General features: G+C 66.2%; 26 protein-coding genes. 4 read left to right on the top strand and 22 right to left on the bottom strand.

From position 1 onward, the window contains the following. Window positions 1-77: 77 nt before the first annotated feature. From rplO to rpsJ, 21 genes are all read right to left on the bottom strand, one after another. Window positions 78-518 (bottom strand): 50S ribosomal protein L15, encoded by a 441-nt coding sequence (gene rplO, locus ACFVH2_RS21600; RefSeq protein ID WP_378428640.1) that lies wholly within the window; start codon window positions 516-518, stop codon window positions 78-80. 2 nt (window positions 519-520) lie between these two features. After that, window positions 521-700: a 50S ribosomal protein L30 gene (rpmD, locus tag ACFVH2_RS21595; RefSeq protein ID WP_378428638.1), complete on the bottom strand. Its 180-nt coding sequence runs from the start codon at window positions 698-700 to the stop codon at window positions 521-523. 2 nt (window positions 701-702) lie between these two features. Continuing rightward, a complete protein-coding gene (rpsE, locus tag ACFVH2_RS21590) occupies window positions 703-1,353 on the bottom strand; it encodes a 30S ribosomal protein S5 (protein WP_378428636.1) in 651 nt (216 codons plus the stop codon). 31 nt (window positions 1,354-1,384) lie between these two features. Beyond that, the gene (rplR, locus tag ACFVH2_RS21585; RefSeq protein WP_378428635.1) at window positions 1,385-1,792 is read right to left on the bottom strand and encodes a 50S ribosomal protein L18; all 408 of its coding nucleotides are present in this window, start codon (window positions 1,790-1,792) and stop codon (window positions 1,385-1,387) included. A gap of 1 nt (window position 1,793) precedes the next feature. Beyond that, window positions 1,794-2,333, bottom strand: coding sequence for a 50S ribosomal protein L6 (rplF, locus tag ACFVH2_RS21580; RefSeq protein WP_378428633.1), 540 nt, complete (start codon window positions 2,331-2,333; stop codon window positions 1,794-1,796). A gap of 14 nt (window positions 2,334-2,347) precedes the next feature. After that, complete coding sequence (gene rpsH / locus ACFVH2_RS21575; protein ID WP_142100159.1) at window positions 2,348-2,746, bottom strand: 30S ribosomal protein S8; 399 nt, start codon at window positions 2,744-2,746, stop codon at window positions 2,348-2,350. A 294-nt stretch (window positions 2,747-3,040) separates the two neighbouring features. Then, window positions 3,041-3,226 carry a type Z 30S ribosomal protein S14 gene (locus ACFVH2_RS21570; RefSeq protein WP_003940698.1) on the bottom strand — a complete coding sequence of 62 codons (186 nt, stop codon included), beginning with the start codon at window positions 3,224-3,226 and terminating at the stop codon, window positions 3,041-3,043. A 3-nt stretch (window positions 3,227-3,229) separates the two neighbouring features. Next, window positions 3,230-3,793, bottom strand: a complete 564-nt coding sequence (rplE, locus tag ACFVH2_RS21565; protein WP_378426237.1) for a 50S ribosomal protein L5 — start codon at window positions 3,791-3,793, stop codon at window positions 3,230-3,232. A gap of 1 nt (window position 3,794) precedes the next feature. Then, window positions 3,795-4,109: a 50S ribosomal protein L24 gene (rplX, locus tag ACFVH2_RS21560; protein ID WP_142100155.1), complete on the bottom strand. Its 315-nt coding sequence runs from the start codon at window positions 4,107-4,109 to the stop codon at window positions 3,795-3,797. Then, window positions 4,109-4,477 (bottom strand): 50S ribosomal protein L14, encoded by a 369-nt coding sequence (gene rplN, locus ACFVH2_RS21555; RefSeq protein ID WP_027503159.1) that lies wholly within the window; start codon window positions 4,475-4,477, stop codon window positions 4,109-4,111. Before rplN ends, rplX begins: the two co-directional genes overlap by 1 nt. A gap of 208 nt (window positions 4,478-4,685) precedes the next feature. Next, complete coding sequence (gene rpsQ, locus ACFVH2_RS21550) at window positions 4,686-4,973, bottom strand: 30S ribosomal protein S17 (protein ID WP_378426234.1); 288 nt, start codon at window positions 4,971-4,973, stop codon at window positions 4,686-4,688. Then, a complete protein-coding gene (gene rpmC / locus ACFVH2_RS21545; protein ID WP_378426232.1) occupies window positions 4,970-5,206 on the bottom strand; it encodes a 50S ribosomal protein L29 in 237 nt (78 codons plus the stop codon). The genes rpsQ and rpmC overlap by 4 nt, the downstream gene beginning before the upstream one ends. Further along, window positions 5,206-5,622 (bottom strand): 50S ribosomal protein L16, encoded by a 417-nt coding sequence (rplP, locus tag ACFVH2_RS21540; RefSeq protein WP_378426230.1) that lies wholly within the window; start codon window positions 5,620-5,622, stop codon window positions 5,206-5,208. The genes rpmC and rplP overlap by 1 nt, the downstream gene beginning before the upstream one ends. A 3-nt stretch (window positions 5,623-5,625) precedes the next feature. Next, window positions 5,626-6,432, bottom strand: coding sequence for a 30S ribosomal protein S3 (gene rpsC / locus ACFVH2_RS21535; RefSeq protein WP_378426228.1), 807 nt, complete (start codon window positions 6,430-6,432; stop codon window positions 5,626-5,628). Continuing rightward, window positions 6,432-6,836 carry a 50S ribosomal protein L22 gene (gene rplV, locus ACFVH2_RS21530; RefSeq protein WP_378426226.1) on the bottom strand — a complete coding sequence of 135 codons (405 nt, stop codon included), beginning with the start codon at window positions 6,834-6,836 and terminating at the stop codon, window positions 6,432-6,434. The genes rpsC and rplV overlap by 1 nt, the downstream gene beginning before the upstream one ends. Continuing rightward, window positions 6,833-7,114, bottom strand: coding sequence for a 30S ribosomal protein S19 (gene rpsS / locus ACFVH2_RS21525; protein ID WP_003940820.1), 282 nt, complete (start codon window positions 7,112-7,114; stop codon window positions 6,833-6,835). The genes rplV and rpsS overlap by 4 nt, the downstream gene beginning before the upstream one ends. Before the next feature lie 12 nt (window positions 7,115-7,126). Beyond that, a complete protein-coding gene (gene rplB, locus ACFVH2_RS21520; protein WP_077040838.1) occupies window positions 7,127-7,966 on the bottom strand; it encodes a 50S ribosomal protein L2 in 840 nt (279 codons plus the stop codon). A gap of 40 nt (window positions 7,967-8,006) precedes the next feature. Continuing rightward, window positions 8,007-8,312, bottom strand: a complete 306-nt coding sequence (rplW, locus tag ACFVH2_RS21515; protein ID WP_027503152.1) for a 50S ribosomal protein L23 — start codon at window positions 8,310-8,312, stop codon at window positions 8,007-8,009. Continuing rightward, window positions 8,309-8,986, bottom strand: a complete 678-nt coding sequence (gene rplD, locus ACFVH2_RS21510) for a 50S ribosomal protein L4 (protein ID WP_378426224.1) — start codon at window positions 8,984-8,986, stop codon at window positions 8,309-8,311. Before rplD ends, rplW begins: the two co-directional genes overlap by 4 nt. Continuing rightward, window positions 8,983-9,639 (bottom strand): 50S ribosomal protein L3, encoded by a 657-nt coding sequence (gene rplC, locus ACFVH2_RS21505; RefSeq protein WP_378426222.1) that lies wholly within the window; start codon window positions 9,637-9,639, stop codon window positions 8,983-8,985. The genes rplD and rplC overlap by 4 nt, the downstream gene beginning before the upstream one ends. 20 nt (window positions 9,640-9,659) lie before the next feature. Further along, window positions 9,660-9,965: a 30S ribosomal protein S10 gene (gene rpsJ, locus ACFVH2_RS21500; RefSeq protein ID WP_003938093.1), complete on the bottom strand. Its 306-nt coding sequence runs from the start codon at window positions 9,963-9,965 to the stop codon at window positions 9,660-9,662. 521 nt (window positions 9,966-10,486) lie between these two features. Here rpsJ and ACFVH2_RS21495 point away from each other — a divergent pair. The 4 genes from ACFVH2_RS21495 (at window position 10,487) to ACFVH2_RS21480 (ending at window position 13,807) form a co-directional block, all read left to right on the top strand. Continuing rightward, entirely contained in the window at window positions 10,487-10,963 is a 477-nt protein-coding gene (locus tag ACFVH2_RS21495; RefSeq protein WP_378426220.1) for a hotdog fold domain-containing protein, read from the top strand. 146 nt (window positions 10,964-11,109) lie between these two features. After that, window positions 11,110-12,093: an ATP-binding cassette domain-containing protein gene (locus ACFVH2_RS21490; protein ID WP_378426218.1), complete on the top strand. Its 984-nt coding sequence runs from the start codon at window positions 11,110-11,112 to the stop codon at window positions 12,091-12,093. Beyond that, complete coding sequence (locus ACFVH2_RS21485) at window positions 12,090-12,947, top strand: ABC transporter permease (RefSeq protein ID WP_378426216.1); 858 nt, start codon at window positions 12,090-12,092, stop codon at window positions 12,945-12,947. Before ACFVH2_RS21490 ends, ACFVH2_RS21485 begins: the two co-directional genes overlap by 4 nt. After that, the gene (locus tag ACFVH2_RS21480) at window positions 12,944-13,807 is read left to right on the top strand and encodes an ABC transporter permease (protein ID WP_378426214.1); all 864 of its coding nucleotides are present in this window, start codon (window positions 12,944-12,946) and stop codon (window positions 13,805-13,807) included. The genes ACFVH2_RS21485 and ACFVH2_RS21480 overlap by 4 nt, the downstream gene beginning before the upstream one ends. A 73-nt stretch (window positions 13,808-13,880) precedes the next feature. Here ACFVH2_RS21480 and ACFVH2_RS21475 read toward each other — a convergent pair whose 3' ends face one another. After that, complete coding sequence (locus ACFVH2_RS21475; protein WP_378426212.1) at window positions 13,881-14,984, bottom strand: lipid II:glycine glycyltransferase FemX; 1,104 nt, start codon at window positions 14,982-14,984, stop codon at window positions 13,881-13,883. Between the last annotated feature and the right edge of the window lie 309 nt (window positions 14,985-15,293).

The following is a 15,293-nucleotide window of genomic DNA, read 5'->3' as shown; positions in this document are numbered from 1 at the left end:
TCCGGCATCAAGACCGATGGCCGCAGCACCGCCCGTGGAGGGCTGTGCCGCGGCCATCGTGTCCTGTCAGAGCCTGATCACAGCTCGGTGGCGGTGCCACCTGCAGCGACGATCTTCTCCTTGGCGGATCCGGTGAACTTGTTCACGGTGACCTGAACGGCAACCGTGAGCTCGCCGTCGCCGAGAACCTTGACGAGCTGGTTCTTGCGAACCGCGCCGGCCTCGACGAGCTCGGCAACGCCAATCGTTCCACCGTTGGGGAACAGTCGGGCGATATCGCCCACGTTGACGACCTGGTACTCGGTCCGGAACGGGTTCTTGAATCCCTTGAGCTTGGGCAGACGCATGTGCAGCGGCATCTGTCCACCCTCGAAGGCGGCGGACACGTTCTTGCGGGCCTTGGTGCCCTTCGTGCCACGCCCGGCGGTCTTGCCCTTCGAGCCTTCACCGCGACCGACGCGAGTCTTGTCGGTCTTGGCGCCCGGCGCGGGGCGGAGGTGGTGCAGCTTGATGGTCATGGTTAGACCTCCTCAACTGTGACGAGGTGGCGAACCACGTTGATCAGACCGCGGTTCTGAGCGTTGTCCTCACGGACGACGGTCTGACGAATGCCCTTCAGGCCGAGCGTCCGCAGGCTGTCGCGCTGGTTCTGCTTGGTCCCGATCGAGCTCTTGACCTGGGTGACCTTCAGTTCGGCCATGATCAGACTCCCTGTCCCGCACGTGCACGCAGCATGCCGGCCGGGGCAACGTCCTCGAGCGGCAGACCGCGACGAGCGGCCACCTCCTCCGGACGCTGCAGACCCTTGAGGGCGGCAACAGTTGCATGCACGACGTTGATCGCGTTGTCGCTACCGAGCGACTTGGCAAGGATGTCGTGGACGCCCGCGCACTCGAGCACGGCGCGCACCGCACCACCGGCGATCACACCGGTACCCGGGCTGGCCGGACGCAGCATGACGACGCCAGCCGCTGCTTCGCCCTGAACCGGGTGGGTGATGGTGTTGCCGATGAGGGGAACGCGGAAGAAGCCCTTGCGAGCCTCCTCGACACCCTTCTGGATGGCCGCGGGAACTTCCTTGGCCTTGCCGTAGCCGACGCCAACGAGTCCGTTGCCGTCGCCCACGATCACCAGGGCGGTGAAGCTGAAGCGACGACCACCCTTGACGACCTTCGACACGCGGTTGATCGCGACAACGCGCTCGAGGTGGTCCGACTTCGGGGCCGACTGGCCGCCGCGACGATCGTCACGGCCGCCGCCACGACGGTCGCCGCCGCCACGGTTGTCCCCGGTGTTGGGGCCATTCTGTCCGGCGGGTCCGCTGCCGCCGTCACGCCTCTGACGTCCCGGCATCAGACTGTCCTTCCATTCGTGAGCTTCATCATCAGAACTTCAACCCGCTTTCGCGAGCGGCGTCCGCCAGGGCCGCGATGCGACCGTGGTAGCCGTGTCCGCCGTGGTCGAAGACGACGGCCTCGACGCCGGCGGCCTTCGCGCGCTCGGCGATCAGCTGACCGACCTTCGCGCTGAGGGTCTTCTTGTCGCCCTCGGCCGCACGCAGGTCCGCCTCGGTGGTCGACGCCGCGGCCAGGGTACGGCCGGCGAGGTCGTCCACGAGCTGGACGTGGATGTGGCGCGAGGAGCGGTTCACGACCAGGCGGGGACGCTCGGGCGTGCCGGAGACCTTCTTGCGCAGACGGAAGTGACGGCGTGTCTTCGCGAGACGACGCGTGGTGGACGCATCCTTGCCCAGCGGGATCCGCTTGGCTTTCTGGTTTGCAGTCTGGCTCATATCACTTACCCGTCTTTCCGACCTTGCGGCGGATCTGCTCACCCTCGTAGCGAACGCCCTTGCCCTTGTACGGGTCGGGACGACGCAGACGACGGATGTTGGCCGAGATCTGGCCGACCTTCTGCTTGTCGATGCCGGAGACCGAGAAGCGGGTGGGCGTCTCGACTGCGAAGGTGATGCCCTCCGGCGCCTCGATCGGCACGGGGTGGCTGTAGCCCAGCGCGAACTCGAGGTCCTTGCCCTTGAGCGCGACGCGGTAGCCGACGCCGTGGATCTCCATCTTGGTGGTGTAACCCTCGGTCACACCGGTGATGAGGTTCGCGACCAGGGTGCGCGAGAGACCGTGCAGCGCACGGCTGCGACGCTCGTCGTCCGGACGGGTGACCAGCAGGGCACCGTCCTCGCCCTTGGCGATTGCGATCGGCTCGGCGATGGTCAGCGACAGGGTGCCCTTGGGGCCCTTGACCGACACGTCCTGGCCGTCGATGTTGACGTCAACGCCCGCGGGGACGGTGACCGGAATCTTTCCAATACGCGACATTGTGGTGGCCTCCCTTACCAGACGTAGGCGAGGACTTCGCCGCCCACGCCCTGCTTGGCCGCCTGACGGTCGGTGAGCAGGCCGGTGGACGTGGAGATGATCGCCACGCCCAGGCCGCCGAGGACCTTGGGCAGATTGGTGGACTTCGCGTAAACCCGGAGGCCGGGCTTGGAAACGCGCCGGACACCCGCGAGGCTGCGCTCACGGCTGGGTCCGTACTTCAGGTCGACGATGAGGGTCTTGCCCACCTCGGCGTCCTCGGTGCGGAAATCGGAGATGTAGCCCTCGCGCTTGAGGATCTCGGCGATGTTCGCCTTGATCTTCGAGTGGGGAAGCTTCACCTCGTCGTGGTACGCCGAGTTGGCGTTGCGCAGACGCGTCAAGAAGTCTGCGATCGGATCGGTCATGGTCATGAGTTGACCTCGACACCTTTCTCGCTGCGGTTCCCATCCAACACCGGTCGCCCGGTCGTGGGCCTACAGCAATTCGGCTGGTCCGACCGACAATCGTCGATCGGATTGAATGCGTGTCACGGGACCGCCGGCACAGCGAGGGCCGGCGTTGCCCAGACAACCGCTCTATTGTAGGCAAACCTGCAGCGTGAACCAAATCGACCCGGCGCCGCCGGACGCGGGCCCACAACACGGAAGGGCGCGGACTCCGATGGAGTCCGCGCCCTTCGTCATGCGACCGTTGTCAGCCGAGACTCACCAGGAGCTCTTGCGCACGCCCGGCAGCTCGCCGGCGTGTGCCATCTCGCGCACGCAGATTCGGCAGAGGCCGAACTTGCGGAACACCGAGTGCGGACGGCCACACCGCTGGCAGCGGGTGTAGGCGCGAACCGCGAACTTCGGCTTCTTGTTGGCCTTGTTGACCAGTGCCTTCTTCGCCATGGCTCAGTTCTCCTTGAACGGGAAGCCGAGGTGCTTGAGCAGGGCACGGCCTTCTTCGTTGTTGGTCGCGGTCGTCACGACGGTGATGTCCATACCGCGCGGACGATCGATCTTGTCAACGTCGATCTCGTGGAACATCGACTGCTCGTTGAGACCGAAGGTGTAGTTGCCGTTGCCGTCGAACTGCTTGCCGGACAGGCCGCGGAAGTCCCTGATGCGGGGCAGCGCGATGCTGACCAGGCGGTCGAGGAACTCCCACATGCGGTCGCCACGGAGGGTGACGCGCGCGCCGATGGGCATGCCTTCGCGGAGCTTGAACTGCGCGATGGACTTGCGGGCCTTGCGGATCTCCGGCTTCTGGCCGGTGATCAGCTCGAGGTCCGCGACCGCGCCGTTGATCAGCTTCGCGTCGCGGGCGGCGTCACCGACACCCATGTTGACGACGACCTTGACCACGCCGGGGATCTGCATGACGTTGGCGTACTTGAACTCTTCGTTCAGCGCGTCCTTGATCTCGGCGCGGTAGCGCGCCTTGAGCCGGGGCTGAATCTTCTCGGTGCTCGTCATATCAGATGTCCTTCCCGTTCTTACGGGAGATCCGAACCCGCTTGCCGTTCTCGTCGGTGCGGTAGCCCACGCGAGTGGGGTTTCCGTCCGAGTCCACGACCGCGACGTTGGAAACGTGGATCGGGGCTTCCTGCGTGACGATGCCGCCGGAGGAGGCGCCACGCTGGTTCGCGGAGACCGCGGTGTGCTTCTTGATCCGGTTCACGCCCTCGACCAGGACCTTCTCGGTCGCCGGGTAGGCCTGAATGACCTTGCCCTTGGCGCCCTTGTCCTTGCCGGCGATGACCAGAACGGTGTCACCCTTGTGCACCTTCATCACAGCACCTCCGGGGCGAGCGAGACGATCTTCATGAACTTCTTGTCGCGCAGCTCGCGGCCCACGGGTCCGAAGATGCGAGTGCCACGGGGATCGTGATCAGGCTTGATGAGAACGGCAGCGTTCTCGTCGAACTTGATGTACGAGCCGTCCGGACGGCGACGCTCCTTGGTGGTGCGGACGATGACGGCCTTGACGACCTCGCCCTTCTTGATGTTTCCACCCGGGATGGCGTCCTTGACGGTGGCGACGATGATGTCGCCGATCCCGGCGTAGCGACGAGACGAACCACCGAGAACGCGGATGCAGAGAATCTCCTTGGCACCCGTGTTGTCGGCGACGCGCAGTCGCGACTCCTGCTGAATCACTGATCTCTCCTAGACCTGGATTTTCGTACGCACCGGATTACCGACCCAGATGCGCGCGGTCTGTCACCGAGCCGTACCCACATGCGGGCATGCGGAGGCACAGGCAACCGCTCTAGTGTAGGGAATGCTCCGGGGGATTCCAAATCGCCCCGAACAGGCAAAGCGGCCCGCTCCCCTCGGGGAACGGGCCGCTTCGTCATTTGCGGTCTTACTTGGCCTTCTCGAGCACCTCGACCAGACGCCAGCGCTTGGTCGCCGACAGCGGTCGGGTCTCCATCAGCTGGACGCGGTCGCCGATGCCGGCGAGACCGTTCTCGTCGTGCGCCTTCACCTTGGTCGTACGGCGGATGATCTTGCCGTACAGCGGGTGCTTCACACGGTCCTCGAGCTCGACGACGATCGTCTTCTCCATCTTGTCGGAGACGACGTAGCCGATGCGGACCTTGCGGGTCCCACGCTCTTCAGTCACTGCGGTGTCCTTCTCGTTCTCACTCATGCCGCGTCACCCGCATCCGGGCCGGCGGCGAGGCCGAGCTCACGCTCGCGCATGACGGTGTAGATGCGCGCGATCTCGTGACGAACGGTGCGCAGACGACGGTTGTTGTCCAACTGACCGGTCGCCATCTGGAAGCGAAGGTTGAACAGCTCTTCCTTCGACTCACGGAGCCGGGTGACCAGCTCTTCTTCGTTGAGCTCGCGGAGCTCGGCTGCGGGGGTTCCGGTAGCCATCAGAACTGCTCCTCCCTGGTGACGATCCTGCACTTGCACGGGAGCTTGTGCATCGCGCGACGCAGGGCCTCGCGAGCGGTCTCCTCGTTGGGGTAGCTCATCTCGAACAGCACCCGACCGGGCTTGATGTTCGCGACCCACCACTCCGGCGAACCCTTACCGGAACCCATGCGGGTCTCGGCGGGCTTCTTGGTCAGCGGGCGATCCGGGAAGATGTTGATCCAGATCTTGCCGCCACGCTTGATGTGGCGCGTCATGGCGATACGAGCGGACTCGATCTGACGGTTGGTGATGTAGGCCGGCTCGAGAGCCTGGATGCCGTAGTCACCGAACGTCACCTTGGTGCCGCCCTTGGCCGCACCCGAACGGCTCGGGTGGTGCTGCTTGCGGTGCTTGACCCGACGTGGGATCAACATGCGTCAGCCCTCCTGATTCGATTCGGTGGAGGCCGGGGCCTCGGCGGTGGCGGTCGCTGCGCGGCCCGCCTCGGTGCTGGTCGCGGTGGTGCCCGAGGCACCGGAGCGACGCGGACGGCTCGGACGCTCGCGACGCGGGCGATCGCCGGCCGGGGCGGCCGCGGCGGTCAGCTCACGCTTGCCACCGACGATGTCGCCCTTGTAGATCCAGACCTTCACGCCGATGCGGCCGAAGGTGGTCTTGGCCTCGTAGAGCCCGTAGTCGATGTCCGCACGCAGGGTGTGCAGCGGCACGCGACCCTCGCGGTAGAACTCCGAACGGGACATCTCCGCGCCGCCGAGGCGACCGGAGCACTGCACCCGGATGCCCTTGACGTTCGGCTGACGCATGGCCGACTGGATGGCCTTGCGCATGGCGCGACGGAACGCGACACGGTTGCTCAGCTGCTCGGCGACGCCCTGCGCGACGAGCTGGGCCTCGGCCTCCGCGTTCTTGACCTCGAGGATGTTCAGCTGGACCTGCTTGCCGGTCAGCTTCTCGAGCTCGGCGCGGATGCGGTCGGCCTCGGCGCCGCGGCGGCCGATGACGATGCCCGGACGCGCGGTGTGGATGTCGACGCGAACCCGGTCACGGGTGCGCTCGATCTCCACCTTCGCGATGCCGGCCCGCTCCATGCCCGTGGCGAGGAGCTTGCGGATGGCGACATCTTCCTTGACGTACTCCGCGTACTGCTTGTCTGCGTACCAGCGAGACTTCCAGTCGGTGGTGATGCCGAGGCGGAAGCCGTGCGGGTTGATTTTCTGGCCCACTATCGAGCACTTCCCTTCCGGCGATTACGGGTCGCGGTGCCGGCCTTGGGCAGGCTCTCCACGATGACCGTGATGTGGCTGGTGCGCTTGCGGATCCGGAACGCACGACCCTGGGCACGCGGCTGGAACCGCTTGAGGGTCGCACCCTCGTCCACGAACGCCGTCGCGACGACGAGCGTGCTCGGGTCCAGGTCGAGGTTGTTCTCGGCGTTCGCAGCAGCGCTGGCGATCACCTTGGCGACCGGCTCGCTGGCGGCCTGCGGCGCGAACCGCAGGATGTTCAGCGCGTCCTCGACGGAGCGCCCGCGAACCAGGTCCACGACTCGACGCGCCTTCATCGGCGTCACACGCACGTGGCGGGCGACGGCCTTGGCGGTCGGGTTGGCGGTTTCGGTGTTACTCATCGCCTCTTCGCCTTCCGATCATCCTTGATGTGACCCTTGAACGTGCGGGTCGGTGCAAACTCTCCGAGCTTGTGTCCGACCATCGAGTCGGAGACGAACACGGGGACGTGCTTGCGGCCGTCGTGCACCGCAAACGTGTGGCCGATGAAGTCCGGGATGATCGTCGAACGACGGGACCAGGTCTTGATGACCTGCTTGGTTCCCTTCTCGTTCTGCACATCCACCTTCGCGAGGAGGTGATCATCGACGAACGGGCCCTTCTTAAGGCTGCGTGGCATCCTTCACCCCTCCTAGCGCTTGTTCTTGCCGGTACGCCGGCGACGGACGATGAGCTTGTCGCTCGGCTTGTTGGGCTTGCGGGTGCGGCCCTCGGGCTGGCCCCACGGGCTGACCGGGTGGCGACCACCGGAGGTCTTGCCCTCGCCACCACCGTGCGGGTGGTCGACCGGGTTCATCACGACACCACGGACGGTCGGGCGCTTGCCCTTCCAGCGCATACGGCCGGCCTTGCCCCAGTTGATGTTCGACTGCTCGGCGTTGCCGACCTCGCCGACCGACGCGCGGCAGCGCACGTCGACGCGACGGATCTCGCCGGAGGGCATACGCAGGGTCGCGTAGGGGCCTTCCTTGCCGAGCAGCTGGATGCTGGCGCCGGCCGAGCGGGCCATCTTGGCGCCGCCACCCGGACGCAGCTCCACCGCGTGGATGGTGGTACCGGTCGGGATGTTGCGCAGCGGCAGGTTGTTGCCCGGCTTGATGTCGGCACCGACGCCGGACTCGACCTTCGCGCCCTGCTTCAGGTCCTTCGGCGCGATGATGTAGCGCTTCTCGCCGTCGGCGTAGTGCAGCAGCGCGATGTTCGCGGTGCGGTTGGGGTCGTACTCGATGTGCGCGACCTTGGCCGGCACGCCGTCCTTGTCGTTGCGACGGAAATCGATCAGCCGGTAGGCGCGCTTGTGTCCGCCACCCTTGTGCCGGGTGGTGATACGACCGTGTGCGTTACGACCACCGCGACCGTGCAGCGGGCGAATAAGCGACTTCTCGGGCGTCGACCGAGTGATCTCGGCGAAGTCCGAGACGCTCGAGCCGCGGCGGCCCGGGGTAGTCGGCTTGTACTTACGGATTGCCATGAGTCTTCTCGTCCTCTATATCTCGTCAAGTCCCAGACGCTTACGCGACCGGGCCTCCGAAGATCTCGATGGGCTTGCTGTCGGCCGAGAGGGTCACGAGCGCGCGCTTGGTGTCCTTGCGCTTGCCGTAGCCGAAACGGGTCCGCTTGCGCTTGCCCTGACGGTTGGCGGTGTTGACGCTGGTCACGGTGACGCCGAAGACCTTCTCGACGGCAATCTTGATCTGCGTCTTGTTCGAGTCCGGGTGCACCAGGAAGGTGTAGGTGCCTTCCTCGATCAGTCCGTAGGACTTCTCGGAGATGACCGGAGCCAGCAAGATGTCGCGGGGGTCAGCGATGGTGCTCACTTGCTCTCCTCCTTGCTTGCCTGGGCGGACTCGGCCGGCCCGTGGATGAACGCGTTGAGGGCCTCGACACTGAACACGACGTCATCGCTGTTGAGCACGTCGTAGGTGTTGAGCTGGTCGGGTGCGATGGGGTGCACGCCTTCCAGGTTCTGCACGCTCTTCCACGCCGCGATGTCCTCGCGACCGACGACGAGCAGAAGCTTCTTGCGATCCGAGATCTCGCCGAGGAACTTCTTCGCGCCCTTGGTGGACGGAGTCTGTCCCGCGACCAGCTCGGTGATCACGTGGATACGCTCGTTGCGCGCCCGGTCGGAGAGGGCTCCGCGCAGGGCGGCTGCCTTCATCTTCTTGGGGGTGCGCTGCGAGTAGTCACGCGGCTGCGGGCCGTGCACGACGCCACCACCGGCGAACTGAGGAGCGCGGGTCGAACCCTGACGGGCGCGGCCGGTGCCCTTCTGGCGGTAGGGCTTCTTGCCACCGCCGCGAACCTCGCCGCGGGTCTTGGTGGAGTGCGTGCCCTGGCGTGCCGCGGCGAGCTGCGCGACGACGACCTGGTGCATCAGAGCGATGTTGGCGGTCGCGTCGAAGATCTCGGCGGGCAGGTCGACGGTGCCGTTGGTGCCGCCGTCGGCGGTACGGACGTCGAGAGTGAGCTTGGTTGCGGTCTCGGTCATGCGGACGCACCACCCTTCACTGCGGTCTTGACGATCACGAGGCCGCCCTTGCGGCCGGGGATCGCACCCTTGATAAGCAGCAGACCGTTCTCGGCGTCCACCTTGTGGACCGAGAGGTTCTGCGTGGTGATGCGGTCGCTACCCATGCGGCCCGACATGCGCATGCCCTTGAACACGCGGCCGGGGGTGGCGCAGCCACCGATGGAACCCGGGCGACGGTGCACGGCCTGCGCGCCGTGCGAGGCGCCCTGACCGGCGAAGCCGTGCCGCTTCATGGTGCCGGCGAAGCCCTTGCCCTTGGAGGTTCCGGTGACGTCGACGTAGGCGCCGTCCTCGAAGACCTCGGCGGTGAGCTCCTGGCCGACCTCGTACTCGGAGGCGTCCGCAACGCGGAGCTCCACGACGTGGCGACGGGGGGTCACACCGGCCTTGGCGAACTGGCCGGAGACCGGCTTGTTCACCTTGCGGGGGTCGATCGCGCCGAACGCGAGCTGCACGGCGCTGTAGCCGTCGCGCTCCTCGGTGCGGATCTGGGTGACGACGTTCGGTCCGGCCTTCACGACGGTCACCGGGACGACCCGGTTGTTCTCGTCGAAGACCTGGGTCATGCCGAGCTTGGTGCCCAGGATTCCCTTGATCTTGTTCTCACTCATTGTTTTTGTCTCCGCCGCGCTCACTGGATGTTGACATCAACGCTGGCCGGCAGATCGATGCGCATGAGGGCATCGACCGTCTTGGGCGTCGGGTCGAGGATGTCAATCAGCCGCTTGTGGGTACGCATCTCGAAGTGCTCGCGCGAGTCCTTGTACTTGTGCGGCGAGCGGATGACGCAGTACACGTTCTTTTCGGTCGGCAACGGCACCGGTCCAACGACACGGGCCCCGGTACGGGTCACCGTCTCGACGATCTTGCGCGCTGACGCGTCGATCGCCTCATGGTCGTAGGCCTTGAGCCTGATGCGGATCTTCTGTCCCGCCACGCTTGTGTCCTCTTCCTTGCCGTGATTAGGCCCTTGTAGACCCGGAGGGGCTACTCGAGTTGCTGTAGTCCCTGGTTGGGCTACCTCGTCTGCACAGTTCCCGCCCAGTCCGTGACGGCAAAGAACATTGGCGATCAGGAAGACCCGATCTCGATCAGGAGATGCCCCGACCCGCTGCCGCTGTTCATCTGTCATGGATCTCCGGTCCACGCGGTCGGGCGTGTCGCCCTCCCGCTCATTCCCCGACCCGCAATGACACACGGATCGGACTGCGGAATGTGCACCGGATGCGCTCACAAGGAGCACTGGTGGTTACTGCTTCCGTCTTGCTTCGGCTCGAACCTGGACGCAATCTTGCCTGAACGCCCGGTTCTCGACCCTCTTCTCGCCCGACGCGGACCGCAAAACAGCGCGTCCCGGGTCAAGGCAACCTGAACAGTATGCCGCAGACCGGCAACTACTACAAATCCACCCCGGACACACAATCGGCCCCAAAACTTACTCTCAAGTAAGGTAGGGCCATGACCATCCAGACCCCGACCTATCGCAGCTGGCTGCGACTTCCCGCCAATCGTCTTGGCTCCGTGCTCTTCTCGGTCGGCATGTGCGCGCGCGTGCCCTACTTCGCAACCGTGCTCCCCCGGGTGACCGACCTCGCGCCTGGACGCTGCGAGGTGCGGGCCCCGAAGTGGTGGGGCGTGCACAACCACATCGGCACCTTCCATGCGATCGCCGCCTGCAACCTCGCGGAGGCCGCGATGGGCATGCTCGCCGAGGCCACCGTCCCGACCACGCATCGCTGGATCCCCAAGGCGATGCACACCCGCTACCTGACCAAGGCCGAGACCGGGCTGCGCGCGGTGGCGGAACTGCCCGAGCTGCCGGCCTTCGACCAGATCGCCGAAGGCGTCGACGTGGTCGTGCCGGTCTCGATCTTCGACCGGTCGGGCACCGAGGTCGTGCACGCCGACATCACCATCTGGGTGACTCCGCGCTGACCGCGGGGCAGCGCATTCAGGCAGTATCGGGCATTCCGGCACGGGTGTTACAACTGTTACCGGTGGGTGTAGTTCGGGTGCCGAAGTCGCCAATATCGGTCCCCGGACCACCTCCGCAGATGCGCTCACGTGACATACTCGCCTGCATGCCTTCACCACACCCCGCAGTCCTCGTCGAGGGGATCCGGAAGTCCTTCGGTGACGTGCACGCTCTTCGGGGGGTCAGCTTCGAGGTGCCGCGCGGCACCGTTCTCGGCATTCTCGGGCCCAACGGCGCGGGAAAGACAACCACCGTCAACGTGCTGTCGACCCTGCTGCGCCCGGACTCGGGACGTGCGCTCGTCGCCGGCCACGACGTGGTCACCCACTCTGCCGACGTGCGGCGGTCGATCATGATGACCGGTCAGTACGCCGCACTGGACGAGTCCCTCACCGCACGCGAGAACCTCGTTCTCTTCGGCAGGCTGATGGGGCTGAACCGGCAATCCGCGAAGGCCCGGGCCGAGCAGCTGCTCCGCCAGTTCGATCTGGTGTACGCCGCAGACCGCAAGGTTCGCGGATTCTCCGGCGGTATGCGCAGGCGCGTCGACATCGCGTGTGGGCTGGTGACCCGGCCCGAGGTCGTCTTCCTCGACGAGCCGACCACCGGTCTCGACCCGCGCAGCCGCCAGAGCGTGTGGTCACTGGTGTCCACACTGAAGGCCGAGGGCATCACCATCCTGCTCACGACGCAGTATCTCGAAGAGGCGGACGTCCTGAGCGACAACATCGTCGTGATCGACAAGGGCACCGTCATCGCGGAGGGCACCGCCGACCAGCTCAAGGAACGGACCGGCGGCAGCTACTGCGAAGTCGTGCCGCTGCGCCTGGCCGACCTGCCGCGGGTGTACGCCGTGCTGACCAGCCTGGTGCCGCCGGAGTACGTCTCCGAGACCGGGCACGACCGGCTGTCGATCCCCGCGCAGTACGGCGCACAGACCCTTGCCGAGGTGCTGCGGCGGCTCGACATCTCGCGGATCCCGCTCGCCGACATCGCGCTACGACGTCCGTCGCTCGACGACGTCTTCCTCGCCTTGACCGGTGGCACCGCAACTGACGCCAGTCAGGTAGACGAGAGCCAACCCGCATGACCGCAATCGCCGCCCGCGCCACCCGCTCGTCCGACGGGGGTCCGCCGCCGGAACCACAGTCGAACACGATCGTCCGCACCGGCCGTCACCGCAAGCCGGAACTGTCCGCCGTCCAGCAGTGGCTGGCACTGTCGGGCCGCAGCCTGCGTGGCATGTGGACGTCGGGCCAGTTCTTCATCGCGGTGCTCGCCCCGGCGATCTTCACCATCGGCTTCTACCTGCCGCTTCGATTCGTCATGAAGTTCCAGGGTATCGACTACGCACAGTTCGTCATGCCGATCATCGCCCTGCAGGCGATGGCCTTCACCGCGATCTCGGCGGCGGGACGAGCCGCCCTCGAGGCCTCGAACGGCATGAACGACCGGTTCCAGACCATGCCGATCATTCCCGGTGTGCCGCTCGCCTCCCGGATGACAGCGGCGCTGGCACACTGCACCATCTCGCTGGCCGCGGCGCTCGCCTACGGTTTCCTCATCGGGTTCCGATTCACCGGCGGTCCAGTCAAGTCGACCTTGTTCATCGTGATGGCGCTGTCGATCGCGATGACGTTGTCGCTGATGGGTGACCTCATCGGCACGCTGAGCAAGAGCCCGGAGATGACCAGCCAGGCGCTGACCCTGCCGCAGTTGATCCTGGGCATGTTCTCGGCGGGCTTCGTCCCCGTCTCCCAGTTCCCGAGCTGGTCGCAGGCCTTCGTTCGTAACCAGCCGATCTCGCAGTTCGCGATCTCGATGCGGGCCGTCGCCGACGGCTCCATCACGACGCACATGCTGATGCCGTCGCTGTACTGGTGTATCGGCCTGACGCTGGTGTTCGCGCCGCTGACAGTCTGGGCGAATGTGAGGCGGGGATGACCGACGTAAGCGCCCCGGAGCGGCTGCACGAGACCCTCTCGGCGGTGTCCGAGTTCCCGACACCCACCGAGGTCTACCCCGAGAAGTCGTGGCAGGCGTTGGGAACACACACCCTGGTGCAGACCCACCGACTGCTCCTGCGCCAATTCCACGATCCCTTCACGGTTCTCCAGGCAATCGTCTATCCGGCCGTGATGCTGGTGATGTTCTGGGCGGTGCTCGGCATCTCGGTCACCCGGGCCACCGGCATCAACAGTGTCTACGGGTACGTCCCGATGATCTCGCTGGTCGGCGCCATGTTCGGATCGATCGCCAGCGGCATGGGCCTGAAGGAGGAATGGCGCAAGGGCCTGCTGGCGCGGTTCTGGATCCTGCCGATGCACCGCGCCGCCGGCATCACCAGTCGACTGCTCGCCGAGTCGATTCGTATCCTGGTCACCACCGTGCTACTGGTCGGTGTCGGCTTCCTGCTCGGCTTCCGGTTCTCTCAGGGCGTTCTGGCGGGCTTCGGGATGCTGCTCGTGCCACTGCTGATGGGGGTCGGCTTCGCGACGCTGGTGACTGCGCTGGCGCTGAGTTCTGCGAAGCTGCCGCTGGTCGAGCTGCTGTCGCTGGTGTGCACCCTGCTGATGTTCTTCAACTCCGGATTCGTCCCGACCATGGCGTACCCGAAGTGGTTGCAGGGCTTCGTCGAGAATCAGCCCATGTCCACCGCGATCGACACGATGCGCGGGCTCAGCCTTGGCGGACCGGTCGCCGAGCCGCTGTTCAAGACGGCGATGTGGTCGCTCGCCGCGATCCTCGTCTTCGGATGGCCTGCGATCAAGGGTTACCGAAGGGCCGCGGGCACCCCCATCTGATCGGCCGCAATCCTGCCTGGCCGCCCGGCTGCCGGTTCCGTTCACCCGGAGCCGGCAGCCAGGCGGCAGCCGATCAGTAGTAGGCGTCCCGGCGCGCGAGCATTGTGAACCTGCGCATCTCGCGCTCGAGCCCGGACTGCCACACCCGGTACCGGTTGTGACCGAGTGGCAGGTCGAAGGCGCCGAGGTACTCGGTGACCTCCTTGTTGAAGCTCCGCTTGAACTCGCCCAGTCCGTGGTAGGGATGGGTCCGATCGTCGATCCGGGCGGCGGACGGAACGGATCCGAGGTCGTACCGGGTGCAGCCGTTCTCCCTCGCCCACGTCATCGCCGCCCACTGGACCGCGTGCCCGACCCCGTGCGCGCCGAGCCCGTTCTTCGCGGACGAGTCGGCGTTCTTACGCACCGAACCGCCGTCCTTGTAGAAGGCCATCTCGCCGAGCCTCTTCACGAAGGCCCCGGCAACCACCTCGCCGTCGAACCTCGCGAAGAACAGCTGGCCCTGTCCGGATGCCTCGTACCGCGGCCAGCAGTCCCGGTAGTAGTCCTCGACGCGAATGCCGAACCGTGCGTCGGCGGTCCCCGAGAGCAACCCGTACATGATCCGGCAGTTGTCCTCGGTCGCGGGCACCCGCTCGACGACGACGCCGTCCCGCTCGGCACGGCGGATCCAGCGCCGGGCTCGGGTGCTGAACCGGCCCATCACCTCGTCTGGTTCCCCGGTGATGTCGACCACGACGGTCGTCGCGTTCGGTGCGATCGGGCTCACCTCGCGGTAGCCGTGTGCGATCAGCCGATCGCGGTCGGCATCGGTGCGCGGCAGACGGGGCTCGACCTTGACTGCGAACGCACCGTGATCGCGCGCGTATCCGGCGAGCGCGTCGACTCGCGCGATGAGGTCGCCGACATCGGTGACGCCGGGACCGCCGGGCAGGTACCAGAGCCCACCGAGCAGCGGCACCTTCTTCTCCAACACCGTGACCGGCCGGTCGCCCACGAGCACGTAGCGGGGGTGGTAGCGCGTGCGCCGCTTGAGCTCCGCGTAGTCGCGAGCCCGCCAGACGTCGCCGCCGTCCACGTCGGACGCGACAAGTTCGTCCCAGCGAGCGATCTCCGGTCCGGTTGCCGCGCGGACGGCGCCACCCGACACCCCGCGCACACCCGATGTTCCAGCCACGCCACTCCCCCTCGTGAGTATTGCTAACTATTTGCGATACGGTCGCAGCACGCGAGTATACGAGCGCGTCGCCGGATCATTGCGAGGCGGTGGGAGTTTGCTGCAGCATTGCCAAGAGATTGGATTCGGAAGTCGCGAGCGCGTCGTCCGAACGGTCGGCAGCATTTCGGACGATCGGGGACGAATCGGGCGGACAACCGGGCGCTGCAGGTCGATAGCAGGCGCGTCACGGGCGTCAGAGGGATCACGGTCGACTCCTGCCGAGGTCAGGCAGGACCCGGACCTTCCCGTGTCCGGGCCTTCCCGTGT

Origin of the sequence: Rhodococcus sp. NPDC127527 (assembly GCF_042672245.1) — a bacterium.
Lineage (GTDB): Bacteria > Actinomycetota > Actinomycetes > Mycobacteriales > Mycobacteriaceae > Rhodococcus_G.
Note: the sequence above shows the minus strand (reverse complement) of the source record. Positions and strands in the feature narration are given on the sequence as shown.

Coding starts and splice junctions, on each gene's coding strand:
- rplP (WP_378426230.1), bottom strand. CDS start 5,622: ATGTTGATCCCACGTCGGGTCAAGCACCGCAAGCAGCACCACCCGAGC.
- rpsQ (WP_378426234.1), bottom strand. CDS start 4,973: ATGAGTGAGAACGAGAAGGACACCGCAGTGACTGAAGAGCGTGGGACC.
- ACFVH2_RS21495 (WP_378426220.1), top strand. CDS start 10,487: ATGACCATCCAGACCCCGACCTATCGCAGCTGGCTGCGACTTCCCGCC.
- rplX (WP_142100155.1), bottom strand. CDS start 4,109: ATGAAGGTGCACAAGGGTGACACCGTTCTGGTCATCGCCGGCAAGGAC.
- ACFVH2_RS21490 (WP_378426218.1), top strand. CDS start 11,110: ATGCCTTCACCACACCCCGCAGTCCTCGTCGAGGGGATCCGGAAGTCC.
- ACFVH2_RS21485 (WP_378426216.1), top strand. CDS start 12,090: ATGACCGCAATCGCCGCCCGCGCCACCCGCTCGTCCGACGGGGGTCCG.
- rplR (WP_378428635.1), bottom strand. CDS start 1,792: ATGAGCCAGACTGCAAACCAGAAAGCCAAGCGGATCCCGCTGGGCAAG.
- rplO (WP_378428640.1), bottom strand. CDS start 518: ATGACCATCAAGCTGCACCACCTCCGCCCCGCGCCGGGCGCCAAGACC.
- rplF (WP_378428633.1), bottom strand. CDS start 2,333: ATGTCGCGTATTGGAAAGATTCCGGTCACCGTCCCCGCGGGCGTTGAC.
- rplC (WP_378426222.1), bottom strand. CDS start 9,639: ATGAGTGAGAACAAGATCAAGGGAATCCTGGGCACCAAGCTCGGCATG.
- rplE (WP_378426237.1), bottom strand. CDS start 3,793: ATGACGAGCACCGAGAAGATTCAGCCCCGGCTCAAGGCGCGCTACCGC.
- ACFVH2_RS21480 (WP_378426214.1), top strand. CDS start 12,944: ATGACCGACGTAAGCGCCCCGGAGCGGCTGCACGAGACCCTCTCGGCG.
- rpmD (WP_378428638.1), bottom strand. CDS start 700: ATGGCCGAACTGAAGGTCACCCAGGTCAAGAGCTCGATCGGGACCAAG.
- rpsE (WP_378428636.1), bottom strand. CDS start 1,353: ATGCCGGGACGTCAGAGGCGTGACGGCGGCAGCGGACCCGCCGGACAG.
- rpsH (WP_142100159.1), bottom strand. CDS start 2,746: ATGACCATGACCGATCCGATCGCAGACTTCTTGACGCGTCTGCGCAAC.
- rplB (WP_077040838.1), bottom strand. CDS start 7,966: ATGGCAATCCGTAAGTACAAGCCGACTACCCCGGGCCGCCGCGGCTCG.
- rplD (WP_378426224.1), bottom strand. CDS start 8,986: ATGACCGAGACCGCAACCAAGCTCACTCTCGACGTCCGTACCGCCGAC.
- rplV (WP_378426226.1), bottom strand. CDS start 6,836: ATGAGTAACACCGAAACCGCCAACCCGACCGCCAAGGCCGTCGCCCGC.
- ACFVH2_RS21570 (WP_003940698.1), bottom strand. CDS start 3,226: ATGGCGAAGAAGGCACTGGTCAACAAGGCCAACAAGAAGCCGAAGTTC.
- rpmC (WP_378426232.1), bottom strand. CDS start 5,206: ATGGCTACCGGAACCCCCGCAGCCGAGCTCCGCGAGCTCAACGAAGAA.
- rpsS (WP_003940820.1), bottom strand. CDS start 7,114: ATGCCACGCAGCCTTAAGAAGGGCCCGTTCGTCGATGATCACCTCCTC.